The 17,592-nt window shown below is 38.7% G+C and carries 19 protein-coding genes and 1 pseudogene; 6 read left to right on the plus strand and 14 right to left on the minus strand.

Features of this window, described 5'->3' with window-relative positions; all coding sequences use genetic code 11:
- Nucleotides 1-101 precede the first annotated feature (101 nt).
- Nucleotides 102-290: a hypothetical protein gene (locus ACGTNI_RS01275; protein WP_394459366.1), complete on the plus strand. Its 189-nt coding sequence runs from the start codon at nt 102-104 to the stop codon at nt 288-290.
- A gap of 23 nt (nt 291-313) precedes the next feature.
- Here ACGTNI_RS01275 and ACGTNI_RS01280 read toward each other — a convergent pair whose 3' ends face one another.
- Nucleotides 314-748, minus strand: a complete 435-nt coding sequence (locus ACGTNI_RS01280) for a hypothetical protein (protein ID WP_394459368.1) — start codon at nt 746-748, stop codon at nt 314-316.
- Between the two features lie 227 nt (nt 749-975).
- Here ACGTNI_RS01280 and ACGTNI_RS01285 point away from each other — a divergent pair.
- Nucleotides 976-1,119: pseudogene (locus ACGTNI_RS01285) on the plus strand (GNAT family N-acetyltransferase); the annotation flags it as partial.
- Between the two features lie 415 nt (nt 1,120-1,534).
- Here the strand turns inward: ACGTNI_RS01285 and ACGTNI_RS01290 are convergent.
- Both ACGTNI_RS01290 and ACGTNI_RS01295 read right to left on the minus strand, forming a co-directional pair.
- Complete coding sequence (locus ACGTNI_RS01290; RefSeq protein ID WP_394459370.1) at nt 1,535-2,122, minus strand: DUF1062 domain-containing protein; 588 nt, start codon at nt 2,120-2,122, stop codon at nt 1,535-1,537.
- Between the two features lie 467 nt (nt 2,123-2,589).
- Nucleotides 2,590-3,156 carry a GNAT family N-acetyltransferase gene (locus tag ACGTNI_RS01295; RefSeq protein WP_394459372.1) on the minus strand — a complete coding sequence of 189 codons (567 nt, stop codon included), beginning with the start codon at nt 3,154-3,156 and terminating at the stop codon, nt 2,590-2,592.
- A 281-nt stretch (nt 3,157-3,437) separates the two neighbouring features.
- Between ACGTNI_RS01295 and ACGTNI_RS01300 the strand changes: the two genes are divergently transcribed.
- On the plus strand, nt 3,438-3,860 hold the full coding sequence (locus ACGTNI_RS01300) for a VOC family protein (RefSeq protein ID WP_394459374.1): 423 nt from the start codon (nt 3,438-3,440) through the stop codon (nt 3,858-3,860).
- 211 nt (nt 3,861-4,071) lie between these two features.
- On the opposite strand, the gene ACGTNI_RS01305 is transcribed toward ACGTNI_RS01300, so the two are convergent.
- Entirely contained in the window at nt 4,072-4,530 is a 459-nt protein-coding gene (locus tag ACGTNI_RS01305) for an NUDIX hydrolase (protein ID WP_394459376.1), read from the minus strand.
- Nucleotides 4,531-4,702: 172 nt separating this feature from the next.
- Between ACGTNI_RS01305 and ACGTNI_RS01310 the strand changes: the two genes are divergently transcribed.
- Entirely contained in the window at nt 4,703-5,152 is a 450-nt protein-coding gene (locus tag ACGTNI_RS01310) for a DUF1569 domain-containing protein (protein WP_394459378.1), read from the plus strand.
- A 184-nt stretch (nt 5,153-5,336) separates the two neighbouring features.
- Here ACGTNI_RS01310 and ACGTNI_RS01315 read toward each other — a convergent pair whose 3' ends face one another.
- From ACGTNI_RS01315 to ACGTNI_RS01325, 3 genes are all read right to left on the minus strand, one after another.
- Nucleotides 5,337-5,798, minus strand: a complete 462-nt coding sequence (locus ACGTNI_RS01315) for a GNAT family N-acetyltransferase (protein ID WP_394459380.1) — start codon at nt 5,796-5,798, stop codon at nt 5,337-5,339.
- A gap of 98 nt (nt 5,799-5,896) precedes the next feature.
- A complete protein-coding gene (locus ACGTNI_RS01320) occupies nt 5,897-6,580 on the minus strand; it encodes a toxoflavin lyase-like VOC family protein (protein ID WP_394459382.1) in 684 nt (227 codons plus the stop codon).
- 625 nt (nt 6,581-7,205) lie between these two features.
- Nucleotides 7,206-8,246: a zinc-binding dehydrogenase gene (locus ACGTNI_RS01325; protein WP_394459384.1), complete on the minus strand. Its 1,041-nt coding sequence runs from the start codon at nt 8,244-8,246 to the stop codon at nt 7,206-7,208.
- 325 nt (nt 8,247-8,571) lie between these two features.
- Here ACGTNI_RS01325 and ACGTNI_RS01330 point away from each other — a divergent pair, with 325 nt between their 5' ends.
- Complete coding sequence (locus ACGTNI_RS01330; protein ID WP_394459386.1) at nt 8,572-9,141, plus strand: dihydrofolate reductase family protein; 570 nt, start codon at nt 8,572-8,574, stop codon at nt 9,139-9,141.
- 516 nt (nt 9,142-9,657) lie between these two features.
- Here ACGTNI_RS01330 and ACGTNI_RS01335 read toward each other — a convergent pair.
- From ACGTNI_RS01335 to ACGTNI_RS01360, 6 genes are all read right to left on the minus strand, one after another.
- Complete coding sequence (locus ACGTNI_RS01335; protein WP_394459388.1) at nt 9,658-10,194, minus strand: hypothetical protein; 537 nt, start codon at nt 10,192-10,194, stop codon at nt 9,658-9,660.
- A gap of 228 nt (nt 10,195-10,422) precedes the next feature.
- Nucleotides 10,423-12,105: a glycoside hydrolase family 13 protein gene (locus ACGTNI_RS01340; RefSeq protein WP_394459391.1), complete on the minus strand. Its 1,683-nt coding sequence runs from the start codon at nt 12,103-12,105 to the stop codon at nt 10,423-10,425.
- Between the two features lie 35 nt (nt 12,106-12,140).
- The gene (locus ACGTNI_RS01345; protein WP_394459393.1) at nt 12,141-12,962 is read right to left on the minus strand and encodes a carbohydrate ABC transporter permease; all 822 of its coding nucleotides are present in this window, start codon (nt 12,960-12,962) and stop codon (nt 12,141-12,143) included.
- A complete protein-coding gene (locus ACGTNI_RS01350; protein WP_394459395.1) occupies nt 12,962-13,825 on the minus strand; it encodes a carbohydrate ABC transporter permease in 864 nt (287 codons plus the stop codon). The genes ACGTNI_RS01345 and ACGTNI_RS01350 overlap by 1 nt, the downstream gene beginning before the upstream one ends.
- Nucleotides 13,826-13,905: 80 nt before the next feature.
- Complete coding sequence (locus ACGTNI_RS01355) at nt 13,906-15,144, minus strand: ABC transporter substrate-binding protein (RefSeq protein ID WP_394459397.1); 1,239 nt, start codon at nt 15,142-15,144, stop codon at nt 13,906-13,908.
- 72 nt (nt 15,145-15,216) lie between these two features.
- Nucleotides 15,217-16,221: a LacI family DNA-binding transcriptional regulator gene (locus ACGTNI_RS01360; RefSeq protein ID WP_394459399.1), complete on the minus strand. Its 1,005-nt coding sequence runs from the start codon at nt 16,219-16,221 to the stop codon at nt 15,217-15,219.
- Nucleotides 16,222-16,484: 263 nt separating this feature from the next.
- On the opposite strand from ACGTNI_RS01360, the gene ACGTNI_RS01365 reads away from it, so the two are divergent.
- The gene (locus tag ACGTNI_RS01365) at nt 16,485-17,144 is read left to right on the plus strand and encodes an HAD family hydrolase (RefSeq protein ID WP_394459402.1); all 660 of its coding nucleotides are present in this window, start codon (nt 16,485-16,487) and stop codon (nt 17,142-17,144) included.
- A gap of 117 nt (nt 17,145-17,261) precedes the next feature.
- Here ACGTNI_RS01365 and ACGTNI_RS01370 read toward each other — a convergent pair whose 3' ends face one another.
- On the minus strand, nt 17,262-17,549 hold the full coding sequence (locus ACGTNI_RS01370) for a hypothetical protein (protein ID WP_394459404.1): 288 nt from the start codon (nt 17,547-17,549) through the stop codon (nt 17,262-17,264).
- Between the last annotated feature and the right edge of the window lie 43 nt (nt 17,550-17,592).

The raw sequence follows: 17,592 nt of genomic DNA on the forward strand, positions 1-17,592 counted from the left end.
TTGCCAGTCTATCAAAAATTGGAATATTTTCAAAATTATTTACAAAATTTCTTTAAAATGATACGGTACTATAAAGAAACTCGCGCGAAGGAGGAAACCCCATGATTAGCAAAAACCCCGTCCACAACGCTCTTTACCTAACCATCTTCCTCGTATTTTCGACGATTCTGGTTTTTAAAGTGTTGCTCGTTAACCCAGCAGGATGGGAATACGTCGCTATCCCTGTTTATTACGCCGCCCTTATCGGTATGATACTTCAGCAGCTGTGGAAAGCGAAGAAAGAAAAGTAACGGAGACCTCAAAGGGTCTCCGTTTATTTGTTTGCTTCGTGATGTTCTTCCAGGGTGTAGTAGATTTTCTTACCTCCCCAGCCAACGGCACCTGCACCAAGCCCCGCAAGCCCTAGCCCGCGCAAAACACGCCCTTTATGATTAGCTGCATAATCGGCTAACCCTGCCAGCGACTGTCCTTTGTAATTATTCGATCCCTCAATGTACTCTGTTCCGGTATCCCCTTCCACGGTCAACGTGTTCGGGAAATCCAAGGCTTTGTAGCTGGATTTACTAGCACGGGGACCAAATAACGCTTCGCTATTCACTGTCTTTACCCATTCATCCGCATCCATGCCGCGAAGTTCCGGATTCGGAACACGACTGAGTGTGCCGTCCTCTAAGTGCTGGTAGGGGATTTTCAATTTCAGCACAGCTTCATCCGCTTCATTCCGATTTATCATATGACCCATGAACATTTCGCCGGCTTCCCCTTGCGCGATTCCAGAGGCCATCAATTTAACATTAAGCATACATAGACGGAGAAGGTTTTAAGGATATTATCAAAAGTGACTCAGAAAGTCTGAACAATATTTTCTTGGTAGCTGAAGTAAATGGAACCCTTGTTGTTTTCTCTAGATGCGAAGCAAATAAATTAAAGAGAAGTTCTTGGATCACGACGGGATGACTTAGGAGGGAAAATAATTTGATAGTAAACTCAAAAGAATATGAAGTTCGTAATCTCCATTACGAAGTAAGATCTGCACATTCGGAAGATGCACAAGCTTTGTCTGAATTAAGGTTACAGATAGATGGTGAAACTGAAAATTTGGATAGAGTTAAAGGAGAAGTAAAGGTGAAATTCCCCCAAAACGTATCGGATAAGCCATTATGTCGAATTATACCGTTAGCAATCATAAAACCTAAACAAATTATAAAACCAAACCATTCTATAAATTTCATCCTTGGTATGTCTCCCCTTTCAACCAATTAAAACCAAATGCTAGGTACATATAATTACCATAAAAAAACACTCCATTGTTGAAGTGTTGTTCTGCTCCGCTAGTTAAAAAAGCGATCGTCTATATTGAACAATCGCCCCCTATAATGGAAGACTTGAATTCAAGATAATGCTCCATCACAACCTCTTGTAACTACGAGGTTGTGAAGAGAATTTTTTTCTAACGAAGAAGGGGCTAAAACCTTCCACGGAGGTTAGCCCCTTCTTCGTTAGAAAACCCATTTGAAGGATTTTTATTAATACATCATAGTATTAAGTTTTTACAATTACCAACAACTGTTACTTGTAAATCATCAATAATTTTTTTCTTTATATTTATATCTGGATTTAAAATTAACATTCCTTCAAGCTGCAGTTTTTTTAGATTTGGCCTTGAAATGCCAAGTATTTCTGCCAATAGTTTATCAATTCTAAGACCAAAATCATATTTACAGTAAATCCTAATGGTAAGATTGTTAGAATTTGGTTCAAGCCTTTCCTCCCTTAACTTGTAACGTATATTTGTATTCACTTCATTACATAGTTTTCGTAAGTGATTGAATTGAAAAGCATAGTGCCAGATTGTCTCTTGATCATTATTCATAAATTGGGAATATCGTTCTGAACTAATTTTATTTACATGTACTCTAGATAAAACAGGGAAATTCCAGGTTCCCTCACAATGTGTACAGTTATAAATAAGCCAAATATCAACCATTTTTTGATTTGAATTTACCCTGAATTTCTTACTACAATAGAATTCTGTAAGCCTTTTACACTTACTACAGTTGCGGATTACTTTGGGTAATTCTTGAGGAATAATCTCATAAGTTAATAAATCTTTAAAGCTCATTCATCGCTCCTCCTATAATTCAGAGGAACGCCAATATCGGTTGAGTGGAGAAAGATTTCCCATTAAAAAAAGCGGAATACCTTAGAGGAATCCCGCTTGGATTTAAACAACTGATTATCCCGCGTTCCCTGTAATGGTTAAAAATAGACACACTTATCCTATGACTAAAAAAAGCCACGAAAGGATGTACTATTTAATTACTTTTTAACCATTACAAGTTGTTGGCAAATCCAATTCCACCTTCCATATTTCTCCTATACCTAAGAATACCACTATGGTACTCTGTGTCAATGCTATTCTCTAACTATATTTCAGTGAAAAAACAGGCCGATGTCATTTATGACTTATTTAATTCTAGACCTCTTTAAACGAATAATGGGCGTAATCCACTATTCTTGAATTGCGCTCTTTTCTTGAAGACATGTATTGAGATAATTCTTTTTTTAGCCCCTTTAATTTAATCAATTTTAATTTATTTTGGAATAAATACAAGTGTCAATAAGCTTGCTGCCATCCGCGGATAAATCCTCATTCCTTAAAGTACCTTCATATATAAAACCAAGTTTTTCCGGTATAAACTGACTTTTAAAGTTTGTTGCTTCACATCTTATTTCAATTCTCTTTAATTCGAGGTGATTTAATCCGAAGTTAACTAACCGATTTACTGCTTCCGTCATATATCCATTACCGCTATATTTTGTATTAATCCAGTATCCCAATTCACATTTTGGAATGTCCCAGTTAATCCGATGAAGGCTCGTAGTTCCAATAAAGTCCTTACTGCTACCTTTATCAAAGATAAGAAAACGAAAACTTTCTCTTTTTAAAAAATTTATATGAGCATTCCTTACCATGACCTCTGTTTCTTCAACAGTAGGGAGTTCTTGGAATAGTGACAACCACGCTTTTAAATCATAAAAGGAATATTTAATTGCTTGGTGCACAATTTCTCCGTCTCCAGTTTGGAGTGGTGCTCGAAGAATTAGCCTTTCTGTTTCTAATTGTAAAGGAATATCTAATAACAAAGGGTTCATTTGATTTACCCTCTCCTTGTTTTTTCATTAAGATCATTCTTACCCTTTCCTATCTACAGGAGTTCTCTGGAAACTATTCTTATTGAATAATCGCCCCCTTAACCTGAAGACTCGATTTCAAGATAATTTAACATAAAAATAGAACCGCCATTCTAATACCTATTGTTATTAAGTACTTGGTTTTCTTTTGAGCGCTATTCAAGATAGCAATCGAAAAGAAAACAACACTTTGTTCATATGCTACCATGGTAATAAATAGTCAATTAAGGAGTTGATTCTTCATGACCTTACGAGCATTGCCCCATTTAATGTTCGACGGGAATGCCAAGGAAGCGATCCAACATTACAAAAACATATTAAATGCTAAAGTTCTCTCGGTCCAAACGTACGGAGAGATTCCGGCATTTCCAGGAATGTCTTTTCCTGAAAAAATCTTGGACTTTGTGGCACATGCAAGATTACAAGTTGGTGAAACGGAGATGATACTTTTCGATTCGCCTGGGTTCCCCCGTCAAATAGGAAATCAGGCAGCTATTTATGTGACAACAAACGAAGTGGAGAAAACAGAACAAATTTTTGAAGCCTTAAAACAGGATGGGAAGGTAATCGGTCCATTGGAGGAAACCTCCTTCACCCCTGCTCAAGGCTATGTAATGGACAAGTTCGGAGTAACCTTCACAATTATCACTGAGGCTGAAAACTAAATTTGTATGGCGTGCTAGTGTATAACCCTGTATTTCCTTTTACCTCAACTTAGATTTACAGACCTTAAAGAAACGGTTACTCATTTTTGAACAATCGCCGCCCCCAATAACGGAAGACTTGATTTCGAGATATTGAAGCAGATCTTTAACTAACGCACCCGTTAATGCAATAAGAAATTAACTTCTATTTGCTGGGTTAGCTCAGTAAGAACTATTTAAAAAGTTGTTCATTAAATACACTAATTGAATATATGTTTTCTTCTAATAAGTTATTAATTATCTGCTTTATTACATGCGGTTCTCGTAAATCCTCGTTATCAAATGCTAAAAGGTCATTAACTTTTATCCACTTGCAGTCAATAATTTCATCTTCTTCGAGATTTAATGTACCTCCAGTAACCTCACCAATAAAATGAAATAAAATTACTTGATTGTTCGTATTACTGGTAAAATTATATACTCCACTAGTGCCAATTAGTTTTACATCTAACCCCGTTTCCTCTTTTACTTCCCTCCGAGCTGAATAAAGAATGTCCTCGCCATAATCTATATGTCCACTCGGAAAATTCCACTTATCGATAGCAGTAGGTTTATTCTCTTTTATAATTAAGACTTTATCATTACCAATGATTGATACACTTGCTATTAATACAATTCCATCTTGAGACATCCATTTCTCCTCAATTCTATTTGATAATTTTATGTAGCTTTATTTATAAAAAGCAGATTTTAAACTAAAGCACCCGTTAGTAAAAAGGATTAAATAACGTTGGCGTTGAATTATATATTAAATAATCAAGAGCATTTTTTGGTAAAAATAAAAAACTAAAAGGAGTATTCTTATGAATAATATTTTTGAGATCACGTATACAGATGAAATATTAAATCGTATCGAAAACTTAAATATAAATTCACAACCAAAATGGGGAAAAATGGATGTCTCTCAAATGTTAGCTCATTGCTCATCTTTCCAAGATATCGCAATGGGATATTCTTTCCCCCCAAGAGGTTGGTTAGGGTTATTAGTAGGTAGATTTGCAAAACCTATCTTTTATAATGACAAACCTTTAGACCCCAATATGTCGACTATTCCAACAACTTTAATTACAAGTGAAAGAGATTTTGAAATAGAAAGAGAAAAATTGAAACAAAAAATAATAATATTTCAAAAGAATGGACCAGAGTCTTGTACAGATCATCCACATCCTTTTTTCGGAAAACTTACTTCCGAACAATGGGGAAAAGGAATCTACAAGCATCTTGACCACCATTTAAAACAATTTGGTGTTTAGTAGCAGGAGTTTAAAGATACCGTACCATCTTAAAAGTTCCCTTCTTTGTTAGTTAAATAGCTTAATGCCCTGATATTCCTTGTGCTTATGTAATAAAGGGCTAGAGCTCTATTGAGCAATCGCCCCCAATTGTTGAAGACTTGAAATCGAGATTTTTGGTGAATCGCAGCCAAACAAGAGCTCTTTATATGTAACCTTTCATCCTTATAACTTTTCCCTCCATTTCTTCGCCCGCTTCTTCCATCCCAATCTTGTGATAAAAATTAATGGCTGTAGTATTTGTTGGAGAAACTCTTAGATGGTATTCACTTACTTTATTTTCTTTGAAAAATCGGGTGGCATATTCATTTAATTCCTTTCCCTTCCCTTTTCTACGCACTTCAGGAATTAAATAATACAAATGAACATAGCCAATCCTTTTTCCTTCATATTCCCGTATGGATAGTTCAAGTTGTCCAATACATTTTTTACCTTCTTCCACTATAACGAAACCACCGGGAAAATCTTTTATTTTTTGCTTTAACCAGTTAATATAATCCTGTTCATCAAAGTTTGAGATGTTTCCAAAACTGACTCTAAAAGAGTCTCTTCGAAATTCCATCACTTGATTTCGGTGCTTATCTATATCAATTGTTTCAAAGCGCACCTCATCACCTCTTTCTTACATTTTTAGACTATTAGACAATAACGAATCCTCTGTTGGTTGGATAGATGCCGTCCTTAAAAGTGAATTTTTTTAGAAAATCAGCTGTTCGGATTAATAACTATTTCATCATTATCTGTTACTACTATTCTGTCGTTAGTATCCAATAGAATCTCGATAGGATGAACAGCTGAGATCTTGTCAGAGAATATCCACCTTCTACCGGGTTGAATTAATAAAAGGAAAGGACCTGTTACATTCTTACCCATGAAATTAAGAGAGGAATCACTTATTGGATCGTCATCACGCTCTTTGAGCCCCAGTTCTATAAGCTTTCGTCCAGTCTGTATTGCATCCTCTACTGTTAAGCTCATTTCGCTTATATTTAAGATACTTTTTGATGAAAAAGGTTCCTCACTCTTTTCTGCTGTAGAATGACGAGAAATAAATTCAACTACATTTCCAGCAGGATCATAAAAATATAGAGAATGAGCGGGGATATGCGAAAAATCCGCCTCATCCTCTCCGTCTTCCGAATTTAAATTCACTTTCGATTCCGCCCATGTTTTTGCTTCCCTAAATTTATTTGAGGGAATATCAAAAGCAAAGTGATAAAAAGGTTCACCTTCAACTTTACGGGACGTAAATTCCAATAGACTGGATCCAGCTAAGATTTGGAACTTATCTTCACTTTCTTCTTTTAATGGCATTCCAAGAATATCGGTATAGAATGTTTTCATGCTATTAATATCTTTAGTCTTTAAAATAGCCTTTTTAATTTCCACAAACTTTCTCTCCCTTTCTGTAATTAATACCAATTATTTCAAAAGAACGTATTTTTCTCAATTTTTTGGTTTTTATCTTGAAACTGAGTCTTCCACAATCCTGCCCTTATATAGAAGACTTGATTTCGAGATAAATCCAAATAAATATACGATTTCATTCATTCGAAAGCTCATTTTACGTATACCACTTTGCTTATAAACATACTGCCAATGCCTATCAATCAGGAATGTTTACCCATGTTATAATATCACTATGTAATAGAATAGGTGACTCAAGGGTGGTCGGCATCATCCCTAAAAAAGGGGGTGAGGCCGATGACAGTGTTCGAAGCGTTGATGTTTGCAGTAGCATTCGTAACACTTGTGATTGGTATACTGTCGTTTAACCAAAAAAATAATCCACCCTTGAGCTGAGGACTCAGGTGGATTATTCCGTCTGTAGAGCCGATCCCCCTTGCAGGGAACCATTCTATTACCGACCGTAGATGTTGGCGCATCTGCGGTCTTTTTTAATATATATTACTTCTGTAGTTATTATACCATAAAATAAAGGAGATAAAACCTGTCACTTTGTCTGAAAATATCCTTTACCAGCACATTTCGCCGGCTGCAATAATGAATGGAGTTATTCCTCAGGCAGTAATAAGATCTTCCCTAATTTACCCTTATTCTTAAAATACTCTTGCGCTTCTTTGGCCTCTTCCAAAGGAAAGCTTTTATCTATGACTGGCTTTATTTTCCCTTCCGCTATCGCCTGAAGCATATCCTTAAACTCAGCCCTTGTCCCCAGCACTGATCCATACATAGTAATATGTTTGAGATACAATGTTCTAAAGTCAAGATTTGTCTTTTGGCCGCCAGCAGACCCGGAGATACAGAACTTGCCACCTTTTTTCAATACTTGAAGAGATGTGGGAAACAATGCATCCCCTACAACGTCCAGCACGGAGTCGATTGGTCCTCCATTCGCCTCTAAAATCTCTTCTGCAAGATTATCGGATCGATAGGATAATACATGTGTCGCCCCTAATTCCTTCATCGTCTCCTCCGCATTCAAGTCACCGACAATCGCAATAACTTTAGCACCAAACACTTGAGAGGCAATTTGCACATTTAAGGACCCGACGCCCCCATTTGCCCCTGTCACCATAACCGTCTCTCCAGGTTGAACCTGAAGTTGTTGTACCATATGCCAAGCCGTTAACCCGCTTACGGAAAAAACGGCACTCTCTGAATAATCAGCAAGAGGCATATCAAAACAAAGGTCAGCAGGCCATACCACATATTCCGCATAACCCCCATCGTATTCTGATCCGATAAAGGACATATCCTCCGAGATATGTTCGCTCCCTTCTTCCCCACTAGAAGTAAAAGGAAATAATACTACATTTTTACCTGCTATTGCTTCGTCTACTTGAGCCCCAACTTTAACTACTTCTCCAGTAATATCGGATCCAGGTATACGTGGGAACTGCACCCCTTCCGGCCGCCAGCCAGACTTAGAACCCGTACCATAGGCACCTTCTCGCATCCAGATTTCCGTATTATTAATGGCACAAGCCTTTACTTTCACCAGGACTTCCTTTTCCTTCGGTTCAGGTATCGGAATGTCGACTACTTTTAACTTATCTACGTCCCCATATCCTGTTACTTGCATTGCTTTCATAAAACATCACCTTTTCCAGAAACATAATTATTATCCAGAGGATTTAACTCGAATAAAAAAGAGCGTAATGCACCATTTATTATTATTTATCTTTCCTAGATAATCAATACTTCTGTTTTACAAAAAATCGCCTGACCCCCGGCATGCTAAAACGTTAGCGTAATCGTCAATCGGCTGCATATTAAAATTAGATTGGGCTATGTTTAGAATTATTGTGAATGATATTAATCATCTTACCCTTGGGAACATCATTTGAGCAATCGAAAAGAAATCTTAAGGAGTTTTACAGGCTATACTAAAAAGCAAATGAGAGGAGGCAAGAGCCATGCGTAAGGTCATCTATTCAATGCAAATGTCCCTCGATGGCTATATCGAGGACGATTCCGGCTCCATCGGTTTTACTAGACCAGACCGCGAATTACACAGCTATTTCAATGCAATGGAAGCCCAGTTCGACACGCACATTTATGGAAGACGCCTCTATGAATTCATGAACGGTTTTTGGCCCACCGCCGAGGACGATCCGGACGCTGCGCCCGAGATCGTCGAATACGCCCGTATATGGAACGCCCTCGACAAGGTGGTCTTTTCACGAACGCTGACATCGGTGGAGGGACGAGCCCGCCTCGCCGATTCAGACGTTGCCAGCGAAGTCGCAAGGATGAAGGCAGAACACGGCAAGGATATCAGTGTGGGTGGAGCGACAATAGCAAAGAGCTTCATCGAACTTGACCTCATCGACGAATACCGGGTCATCGTCTATCCGACTTTGTTAGGCGGGGGCAAGCCAATGTTCGCACCCCTCGCCCGCTGGGTAAATCTGACTCTCATCGAAAGCCGGAGCTTTACTTCAGGCGTCGTCTTACTCACCTATCGGCCAGCCAATAGAGAATAAGTGGAAGTATGGAGGAAGCCATTTTCCATGGCATCATAAAACAGTGCCTGACCCCCAGCATGCTAAAATATTAGCGCAGGGGGAAGGCGCCAGTATATACGATTTTTTCAGCTATATTTGTAGTTGTAGCGCTATTTTCGACTTGAAATTTATGTAGCTAGATAAAAACCCAATCGAATTCCGAATGGGATAGAAGCCCAGGTGATAAGAATGGAAATAAATAAATACATTCCAGGGAATTTGCTTTTGTAAAAAAAGCCCAGAGTTTTGCTCTGAGCTTTAGTCGTGATTCTCATTCAATTATATCCCTTGTTCATATTCTTTTTACGATTTCTAGGCCGCAAAAAAACATCAAATAGAAGATACAGCACAACAAAAATGATTGATTGCACAATATTTTCTGTAAGGTTCAAGGTATTGTGTTTATAGTAATCCCATAAAATAAACCCAATGCTACTAAATAGGAACAAAAATAAAGCTATTTTAAATAGTCTCATTTGTCTCACTCTTTCTTTTTTATACTGTTGCTAAGCAAGTAAAGAAATAAGTATAAATAGTAACTCCTACTCCCAACGGAGTGCCCCTTACTCCTGCTCTAACTAGTTTTTTACCTGCACTTAAATAGTCACCTTGCTGTAAATATTCAATTATATCAGTAAGAATAGCACCGGTTACCAGTTCTCCAAATCCATTTTTAATTTTATTCATTATGCAAGTGTCTAATGCTGTACTGTATGTTTGAATTGGGGCCTCGTTACTTAGAGATGTTGTGCTTTTTGTAAGCAATGGTTGTAACTGTTTTACTTCTTGCATATTACCATATTTTCCTTCTATCTTTTTTATGTCTATGGCCACTGGATCTCCAAGTTCATTTTTAACCGTTGCTTCTTCAAACAAAAACTCTAATACCTCCGCTATTTCTTTTGCCTCCTCATCGATGACATCATTCGATGAACGAGCATTAGCAACCGGAGCAATAGTAAGAAAAAACACCGTAAATACTAAAACTACTGACAATGACTTAAACAAAAAACTATTCGTGGTTTGCGCCATAAAACTCATAACCCTCCCCTTTATATTCATAATAAACGATAAAAGTAATTCCTTTATTTGTAAATGACAATACTAATAATTGGTAACATCGTATCACTCCTATGAACATAATCTACTAGTCTAGTATTAACATGTTCATACTATATAAAGTTGCCGCTATAAAAACAATGCCTGACCCCCAGCATGCTAAAGCATTAGCGTAATGGGGATCAGGCACATTAAAATGGACTATTTCAATAAATAGGTCCGTGTTTCATACGGCTTCAATGGAACAGAAGCTATGTCTTCATTTTCTTCCACATCGTAGTTGCTGATCAGCAGTTCTTTTGATTGGTATTGAATGTTTTCAGGCAAATCGAACTCCACCTTCTCACCAGAGAAATTGCTCATCACCAGCAGTTTTTCATCTCCAAGCGTACGGGTGTAGGCATAGATGTCCTTGTGATCACCCAAAATCAAATCATAATTACCATAAACGATGATGTCGTACTTTTTACGCAGCTGAATTAATTTTTGGTAATAGTAAAAAACAGACGTTGGGTTTTGCAGTTCCTGCTTTGCATTAATTTTTTTGAAGTTCGGGTTTACTGCAAGCCAAGGTTCGCCGTTAGTAAAACCTCCGTTCTCACTTGCATCCCACTGCATAGGGGTACGAGCATTGTCCCTGCCTTTACTGTAGATAGCTTCCATCAGTTCATCAGGGTCGGCACCTTGTTCTACTTGCTCGTGATACATGTTCAAGGTTTCGATGTCGCGGTATTCATCAATGCTTGCAAACTTCACGTTGGTCATTCCAAGCTCTTCGCCTTGATAAATATAGGGCGTCCCTTTCAGCATATGAAGGGTTGTCGCCAGCATTTTTGCAGACAATTCACGATACTCCTCTGAATCATTTCCAAACCGGGAAACTACCCTTGGCTGATCATGGTTATTCCAATACAAACTGTTCCAGCCATCTTCAGCAAGCTGGTTTTGCCATCTTGTGAAAATTTCCTTCAGTTCAACGAGAGACCATGGTTTCACATCCCATTTTCCACCTGGGCCAGAGTCCAGATCCACATGGTCAAAATTGAATACCATATTCAGTTCGTCGCGGTGTTCACCAGTGTATAGTGCTCCTTCCTCTGGCGTAACCCCAGGCATTTCCCCGACGGTCATCACATCATAACCAGATAGCACCTGCTCATTCATTTCCTTAAGATAATCATGGATTTTTGGCCCATTCATATAGTACTCCGCGCCACTGCCATACCTTTTGCCTTCTTCCACTTCTGCATCCGGATAGCTTTGATCTTTAGAGATGAAATTGATCACATCCATACGGAAGCCGTCAATACCACGATCCAGCCACCATCGCATCATATCGTAAACTTCGGCGCGTAAATCTGGATTTTCCCAGTTCAAATCCGGCTGCTTTTTGGAGAATAAATGCAAGTAATAATCCCCGGTAGCCTCATTATACTCCCAGGCAGAACCACTGAATGCCGCTTCCCAGTTGGTCGGTTCTTTGCCTTCTTTACCAGAACGCCAAATATAATAATCACGATACGGGCTGTCCTTCGATTGCTTCGCTTCCTGGAACCACTGATGTTCATCCGATGTATGATTGACAACCAGGTCCATAATCAGTTTCATGTCACGGTTGTGGACTTCGTCAAGCAAAGCCTCCAAATCTTCCATCGTACCGAACTCACCCAAGACTTTCTTGTAATCGCGAATATCATAACCATTATCGTCATTAGGAGAATCATAGACAGGAGAGAGCCAAATGACATCTACCCCTAACTCCTTCAGATAATCCAGTTTTTCGATGATTCCAGGAATGTCACCGACACCATCATCGTTGCTATCATTAAAACTTCTAGGATAAATTTGATAAACGACACTTTCTTTCCACCATTTTCGACTCATTTAAAAACAGTCTCCCTTCTTCTGAACGCATACAGTTACTTGAGTGATCCTTTCATCACACCGCTAATGATCCATTTTTGTGCAAAGATATACACCAAGACCATCGGTGCTAAGGCCATGAGATAGGATGAAAAGGCCAGGTTATAGTTCGTGCTGAATTGGGACTGGAAAATATACTGAACGAGCGGCAATGTCGCCAAATCATTATCGCTCAAAATAACCAGTGGCAGCATGAAGTCGTTCCATGCCCATAGAGTAGTCAGTATACCGACAGTTGCATTCATCGGAGTCAATAACGGGAAAATGACCCTCCAGAACACCTGCCAGCGACTTGCTCCATCAATGATCGCCGCTTCTTCCAGCTCTTTCGGAATAGATTTAATGTACCCGACATAAATGAAAACGTTGAACGCAAGTCCATAGACGACATAGAGAAGAATCAGACCTGTCAAGTTATCCATACCCCAACTGCTTGTCTGCTTGACTATTGGCAGCATGATAATTGGGAATGGAATAAACATGGCACTTACAAAATAGTAAAATAAAAATTTATAGAAACGCTTATGCATGTTTCTTGCTATGGCGTAAGCAACCAAAGAATTGGTCAGCAGGGTAAGCACAACTACCGAAGCTGTAATGATAAAGCTGTTGGTAAATGCCTGAAAAAAGTTAGTCAATTCTATAGCATCGATAAAGTTCTGCCATCTCCATTCTTCAGGCAAAGCAAGAAGATTACCGGCCAATTCCTGAGGTGTTTTCAGAGCAATGGTAACGGTCAAATATAATGGAAACAAAACCAATAACGATCCGATGATCAACAGTATGGTTACGGGCCAATTTGTCTTTTTTCCACCCATTATGCCTGCACCTCTCTTTTCTGAAGAATTCTGATTTGAACGACAGAGACAACAAGAATGATGATGAAGTAGATGACCGCATTAGCAGATTGATAGGCAAATTCTCCCCCTTCAAATCCCCCGCGATAAATCAATAAGGATATCGATTCCGTTGCCTGACCTGGACCGCCGCCTGTCAAAGCGATAATATGGTCAAATACCATCAAGAAATTTTTCATGGCCAGCACCATATTGATTGTGAAAAAAGGGGCAATTAATGGAAACGTGATTTTCCAGAACTTTTTCCAGGCTCCAGCCCCATCAATACTGGCTGCCTCATAGAGGTCGTCCTGGATAGTGACAAGACCGGCAAGGTAAAGAATCGTGTTAAATGCCACCGCCTGCCATACAGCTACAACCACTATCCCAATCCAGGCAAGATCCGGGTCACCGAGGATATTTTGGGATAATGCATTCAACCCAATACTCTCGGCAATATCCGGAATGAAATGGGTGAAAATGAAATTGAAAATATATCCGATAATCAAAATACTTAAGATATTAGGCAAGAAGTAAACAGCACGAAGTGTTTTTTGGAACTTGATTTTAGAGTTTAAACCAATCGCAACTAATAAGCTGAAGACATTTACGAGAATCGTAGATACGACGGCAAACTGGAAGGTAAATAGATAAGCGTGCCACGCTCGGTCATCCTGAAATACATTGAAATAGTTCTTAAACCCGACAAAATCCCAGTCCCCATAACCTCTCCAATCAGTAAAACTATAAAAGATTCCTTGCAAAGCAGGGTATGTATGGAAAACAAAGAATAAGATAAGGGCGGGAACAGTCATCCAAAAATAAGCACGATTATTAGATTTCATCGTCTTTTCTCCTTTCTAAGAAGTCTACAATTACGAAGAAAAAATGAGGGGAGGACACCAATATAGTGTCCCCGTCTCCCTTATCTGTTTTGAACTTTTTCCCATTCCTTGTCCATCTTCTGCAAAAATGCATCTTTATTTTTCTTGATCATGAATTCCTGAATCAGGTTACCTGCTTGCATACCGGATGGATAATAGTGGTCCGGGAAGCTCGTCAGCTGTCCGTTTTCAAAGTTGGATTTGATCCCATCAAATACTGGATCTTCCTGGTAAACACCTTCTAAAGCTGAGAATGCTTTTTGTTCATCAATATACTGTTGAGCACGCTCATCTTCCATCATGTACTTCAAGAAAGTCATGACGTCTTCATTCTCCGCTGCTTCTTCCGATGCCGTCAACAATACGTCTACTCCGGAAACAAGGTCATTTTGCTCTGGCTCATTGGTTACTGGCATCGCGAATACACCCAGGTTGATATCAGGATTTATTTCCTTAATTTCAGGAATAGCCCAGTTACCTTGCAAATAATAAAGACTTTCGCCGTTAGCAAATGCTTTGTTTCCGTCTCCATAAGCTACTCCATTGTTATTTTTGTGCCCGTAATCGAGCAGCGTCAAAATTTTGTCGGCTACTTCATCATAATCTTCCTGGAAAGAAGCTTCCCCTTCATTTTTCTTCTGAGCAAAATCTTCCCCGGCAACATTAGCTGCAACAGAGTTCCATGGAATCATGCCTGTCCACGAATCTTTGAGCGTGAAATAAATAGGAATGACATCCTGGGATTGGGCTTCTTCCAAGGTAGAAATAAATTCATCCCATGTCTTCGGCTCTTCAATACCCAGCTCGTCCATCAAATCTTTGTTATAAATGACAGCATTGGCGTTTGTAGCGTATGGGAGCCCGTGTAACCCATCTTCTTCTTCACCCACAAGGTCATTCACCATTTTCTTGTAGGCTGGCTGTATTTTATTCGCCATATCTGAATCAGAAAAGTCATGGAGTACCCCAGCGCGGGCAAGCTCTCCATATGTAGCATTTCCACCGATAGACATGATTTCCGGCATATCATTTTTAGTCATCCGGGTCTTGAGGACAGTTTCTGCTTCTGGTGGTGCGTTCAGTTCGATATCGATATCTGGATGCTCTTCTTCAAAGTCTTTGATGATTGCCTTATACGTATCTATGCTTTCTGACTTATTAGAGAAAACTTCAATAGAATCACTTGATCCTCCAGAACTGGAACTGCAACCTGCAATTGTTACCACACTCGCTACTGTCACCAAGGAAGTCATCAACACATTTTTTGGCTTTTTCAACATATTTTTCGTCCTTTCTCCCTCCAATTTACGTAAACGTTTACGTAAATGGGTAAAAAATTTAAGTGTATTTTTTTATATTTTTTTCACTGTTTCCCGTTCCATCAGGTCATGCCTTAAAACCCGGCTTTGAATGGTTCTTGAATCGTCCTCCAGCATTTGAAAGATCATTTCCGAGGCATTCGCTCCCATTTTTGAAAATGGTTGAGCTATCGTTGTAAGTGGCGGAATCATCATTTCGGCAATAGGCAGATCGTCATAACCAATAATCGAAATATCATCTGGTACTTTTTTGCCCATCTTATGCAGAGCAGACATAGCACCTATGGCGATATCATCACTTGCAGCGAAGATAGCTGTAACTTCAGGGATTTGTTCCAACAATTGGACAGCCCCTTCTTTTCCATCCACAAAAGAAAAACCGTCCTGATACGTAATATTTTTTTCTTCAAATGGTAGACCATTATGGAACAACGCTTCTTTATATCCTTCAACTCTCGGTCTACCTGCAATCATGTCCTGCTCATTCCCGCTGATCATGCCAATGTTCTTGTGACCATTTTCAATCAAGTGATTGACAGCTGTATAGGCAGCGTGACGGTCATCGACTTTCACATAAGGCACCTGATGCTTGTAAGATACAGTAGAAACCAGTACTAACGGGACCTCCATGCTTTTGATGGTTTCATAATATTCATCACTCAACGTTTCGCTGACGAAAATGACACCATCCACCCTTTTTTCATGAAGGAGCTTTAAATACTTGTTTGTCCGCATACCATCTGCAGCAGTATGGCATACAATTACGCTGGAATTATTCTCATGGGCTACACTCTCAATACCATGCAAAATCTCAGAAGATAGCATGCTGGAAACATCCGGAAACAGAACCCCGATCGTCTGTGTATTCCTGCTTTTCATGCTGCGCGCTACAGCATTAGGTTTATAGGATAACTCCTCGATCACTTGCTGTACCCGTAATCTTGTTTTTTCCGTATAACCTGGCTGATTGTTCAAAATTCTTGAAACTGTAGCTGTTGATACATTAGCTCTTTTGGCTACATCTTTAATCGTTACCATATCGTGTACCTCTCTTAATTCATGTAAACGTTTACGTTGAAATTATCATACCATCTGAAGAAAGCCCTTTCAATATCTTTTTTTGTTCTCCAGCTATTAGGTTATAGTATTTAGTGATCAGGCTCTAAAAGCAGTGCCCGAACCCCACCTTGCTATAGCATTAGTGTAATTGGGTAACACCCGTGATTGAAGTTAATTTTTATTCATTTATTGTTAAACTAAGAAAGGGAATAAGTTAAGTATTTTAAAAGGGAGAGAAAAAAATGGCACAATCATTAATCTTTGACATGGATGGAACACTATTTCAAACAGATAAGATACTGGAATTATCACTGGATGATGCTTTCAGCCGTTTACGATCATTAAATAAATGGGATAAAGAAACGCCGATTGATAAATACCGTGAAATTATGGGAGTTCCTTTACCAAAAGTATGGGAGGCTTTGTTACCAAATCATTCCTTAGAAGAAAGAGAACAAACAGATGCTTATTTTCTAGAAAGACTAATGGAAAATATAAGAAATGGGAAGGGTGCTTTATATCCTAACGTAAAAGAAGTCTTTAGTTATTTAAAAGAGAATGATTGTTCCATATACATAGCAAGCAATGGTTTAACGGAATATTTAAAAACGATTGTCAGTTATTATCATTTGGATGAATGGGTTACGGAAACATTTAGTATTCAACAAATTAAATCATTGAATAAATCGGAATTGGTCCAAAGTATTATAAAAAAATACGACATCACTAATGGAGCAGTAGTTGGAGACCGACTTTCAGATATAAATGCAGCCAAAGATAATGGTTTAGTTTCAATTGGATGCAACTTTGACTTTGCCCGAGAAGATGAACTTTCTAAAGCTGATATCGTAATTGACGATTTGACAGAGCTGCAAACCATATTACTTAAATTACACAAATAGCTATAAAAAATGATGCCTACCCCCAGCACGCTAAAGTATTAGCGCACTGGGGAAGGCACCAGTATATACATTTTTTTCAGCTATATTTGTAGTTGTAGCGCTATTTCGACTTGAAATTTATGTAGCTAGATAAAAACCCAATCGTATTCCGAATGGGATAGAAGCCCAGGTGATAAGAATGGAAATAAATAAATACATTCCAGGGGATTTGCTTTTGTAAACAAGTAATCCAAGTAAGAATCCTAAAGCCCATATAGGTAAAATCACAAAGAACTGAGGTGACACCCAAGTCTTGTCCGTATAGTTTTCTGCGATGGTACCCCCAGCAAAAAAGGTGGAAATAAGGATTGCTAGTATTCCACTCACAATCGTGTTAATTAGATAAATTGCCTTTATTTTCTTCATAATCCTCGTCCTTTCTACTCCATAACTCTCCTAACTTTGTTGC

Source organism: Thalassobacillus sp. B23F22_16, assembly GCF_043496955.1.
GTDB classification, from domain to species: Bacteria; Bacillota; Bacilli; order Bacillales; family Halobacillaceae; genus Thalassobacillus; species Thalassobacillus devorans_A.

Excerpts from the sequence above, each read along its gene's own strand:
- ACGTNI_RS01355 (WP_394459397.1), bottom strand. The coding sequence starts at position 15,144 with ATGTTGAAAAAGCCAAAAAATGTGTTGATGACTTCCTTGGTGACAGTA.
- ACGTNI_RS01275 (WP_394459366.1), top strand. The coding sequence starts at position 102 with ATGATTAGCAAAAACCCCGTCCACAACGCTCTTTACCTAACCATCTTC.
- ACGTNI_RS01325 (WP_394459384.1), bottom strand. The coding sequence starts at position 8,246 with ATGAAAGCAATGCAAGTAACAGGATATGGGGACGTAGATAAGTTAAAA.
- ACGTNI_RS01340 (WP_394459391.1), bottom strand. The coding sequence starts at position 12,105 with ATGAGTCGAAAATGGTGGAAAGAAAGTGTCGTTTATCAAATTTATCCT.
- ACGTNI_RS01305 (WP_394459376.1), bottom strand. The coding sequence starts at position 4,530 with ATGTCTCAAGATGGAATTGTATTAATAGCAAGTGTATCAATCATTGGT.
- ACGTNI_RS01350 (WP_394459395.1), bottom strand. The coding sequence starts at position 13,825 with ATGAAATCTAATAATCGTGCTTATTTTTGGATGACTGTTCCCGCCCTT.
- ACGTNI_RS01370 (WP_394459404.1), bottom strand. The coding sequence starts at position 17,549 with ATGAAGAAAATAAAGGCAATTTATCTAATTAACACGATTGTGAGTGGA.
- ACGTNI_RS01280 (WP_394459368.1), bottom strand. The coding sequence starts at position 748 with ATGTTCATGGGTCATATGATAAATCGGAATGAAGCGGATGAAGCTGTG.
- ACGTNI_RS01365 (WP_394459402.1), top strand. The coding sequence starts at position 16,485 with ATGGCACAATCATTAATCTTTGACATGGATGGAACACTATTTCAAACA.
- ACGTNI_RS01345 (WP_394459393.1), bottom strand. The coding sequence starts at position 12,962 with ATGGGTGGAAAAAAGACAAATTGGCCCGTAACCATACTGTTGATCATC.
- ACGTNI_RS01295 (WP_394459372.1), bottom strand. The coding sequence starts at position 3,156 with ATGAACCCTTTGTTATTAGATATTCCTTTACAATTAGAAACAGAAAGG.
- ACGTNI_RS01335 (WP_394459388.1), bottom strand. The coding sequence starts at position 10,194 with ATGGCGCAAACCACGAATAGTTTTTTGTTTAAGTCATTGTCAGTAGTT.
- ACGTNI_RS01330 (WP_394459386.1), top strand. The coding sequence starts at position 8,572 with ATGCGTAAGGTCATCTATTCAATGCAAATGTCCCTCGATGGCTATATC.
- ACGTNI_RS01360 (WP_394459399.1), bottom strand. The coding sequence starts at position 16,221 with ATGGTAACGATTAAAGATGTAGCCAAAAGAGCTAATGTATCAACAGCT.
- ACGTNI_RS01290 (WP_394459370.1), bottom strand. The coding sequence starts at position 2,122 with ATGAGCTTTAAAGATTTATTAACTTATGAGATTATTCCTCAAGAATTA.
- ACGTNI_RS01310 (WP_394459378.1), top strand. The coding sequence starts at position 4,703 with ATGAATAATATTTTTGAGATCACGTATACAGATGAAATATTAAATCGT.
- ACGTNI_RS01300 (WP_394459374.1), top strand. The coding sequence starts at position 3,438 with ATGACCTTACGAGCATTGCCCCATTTAATGTTCGACGGGAATGCCAAG.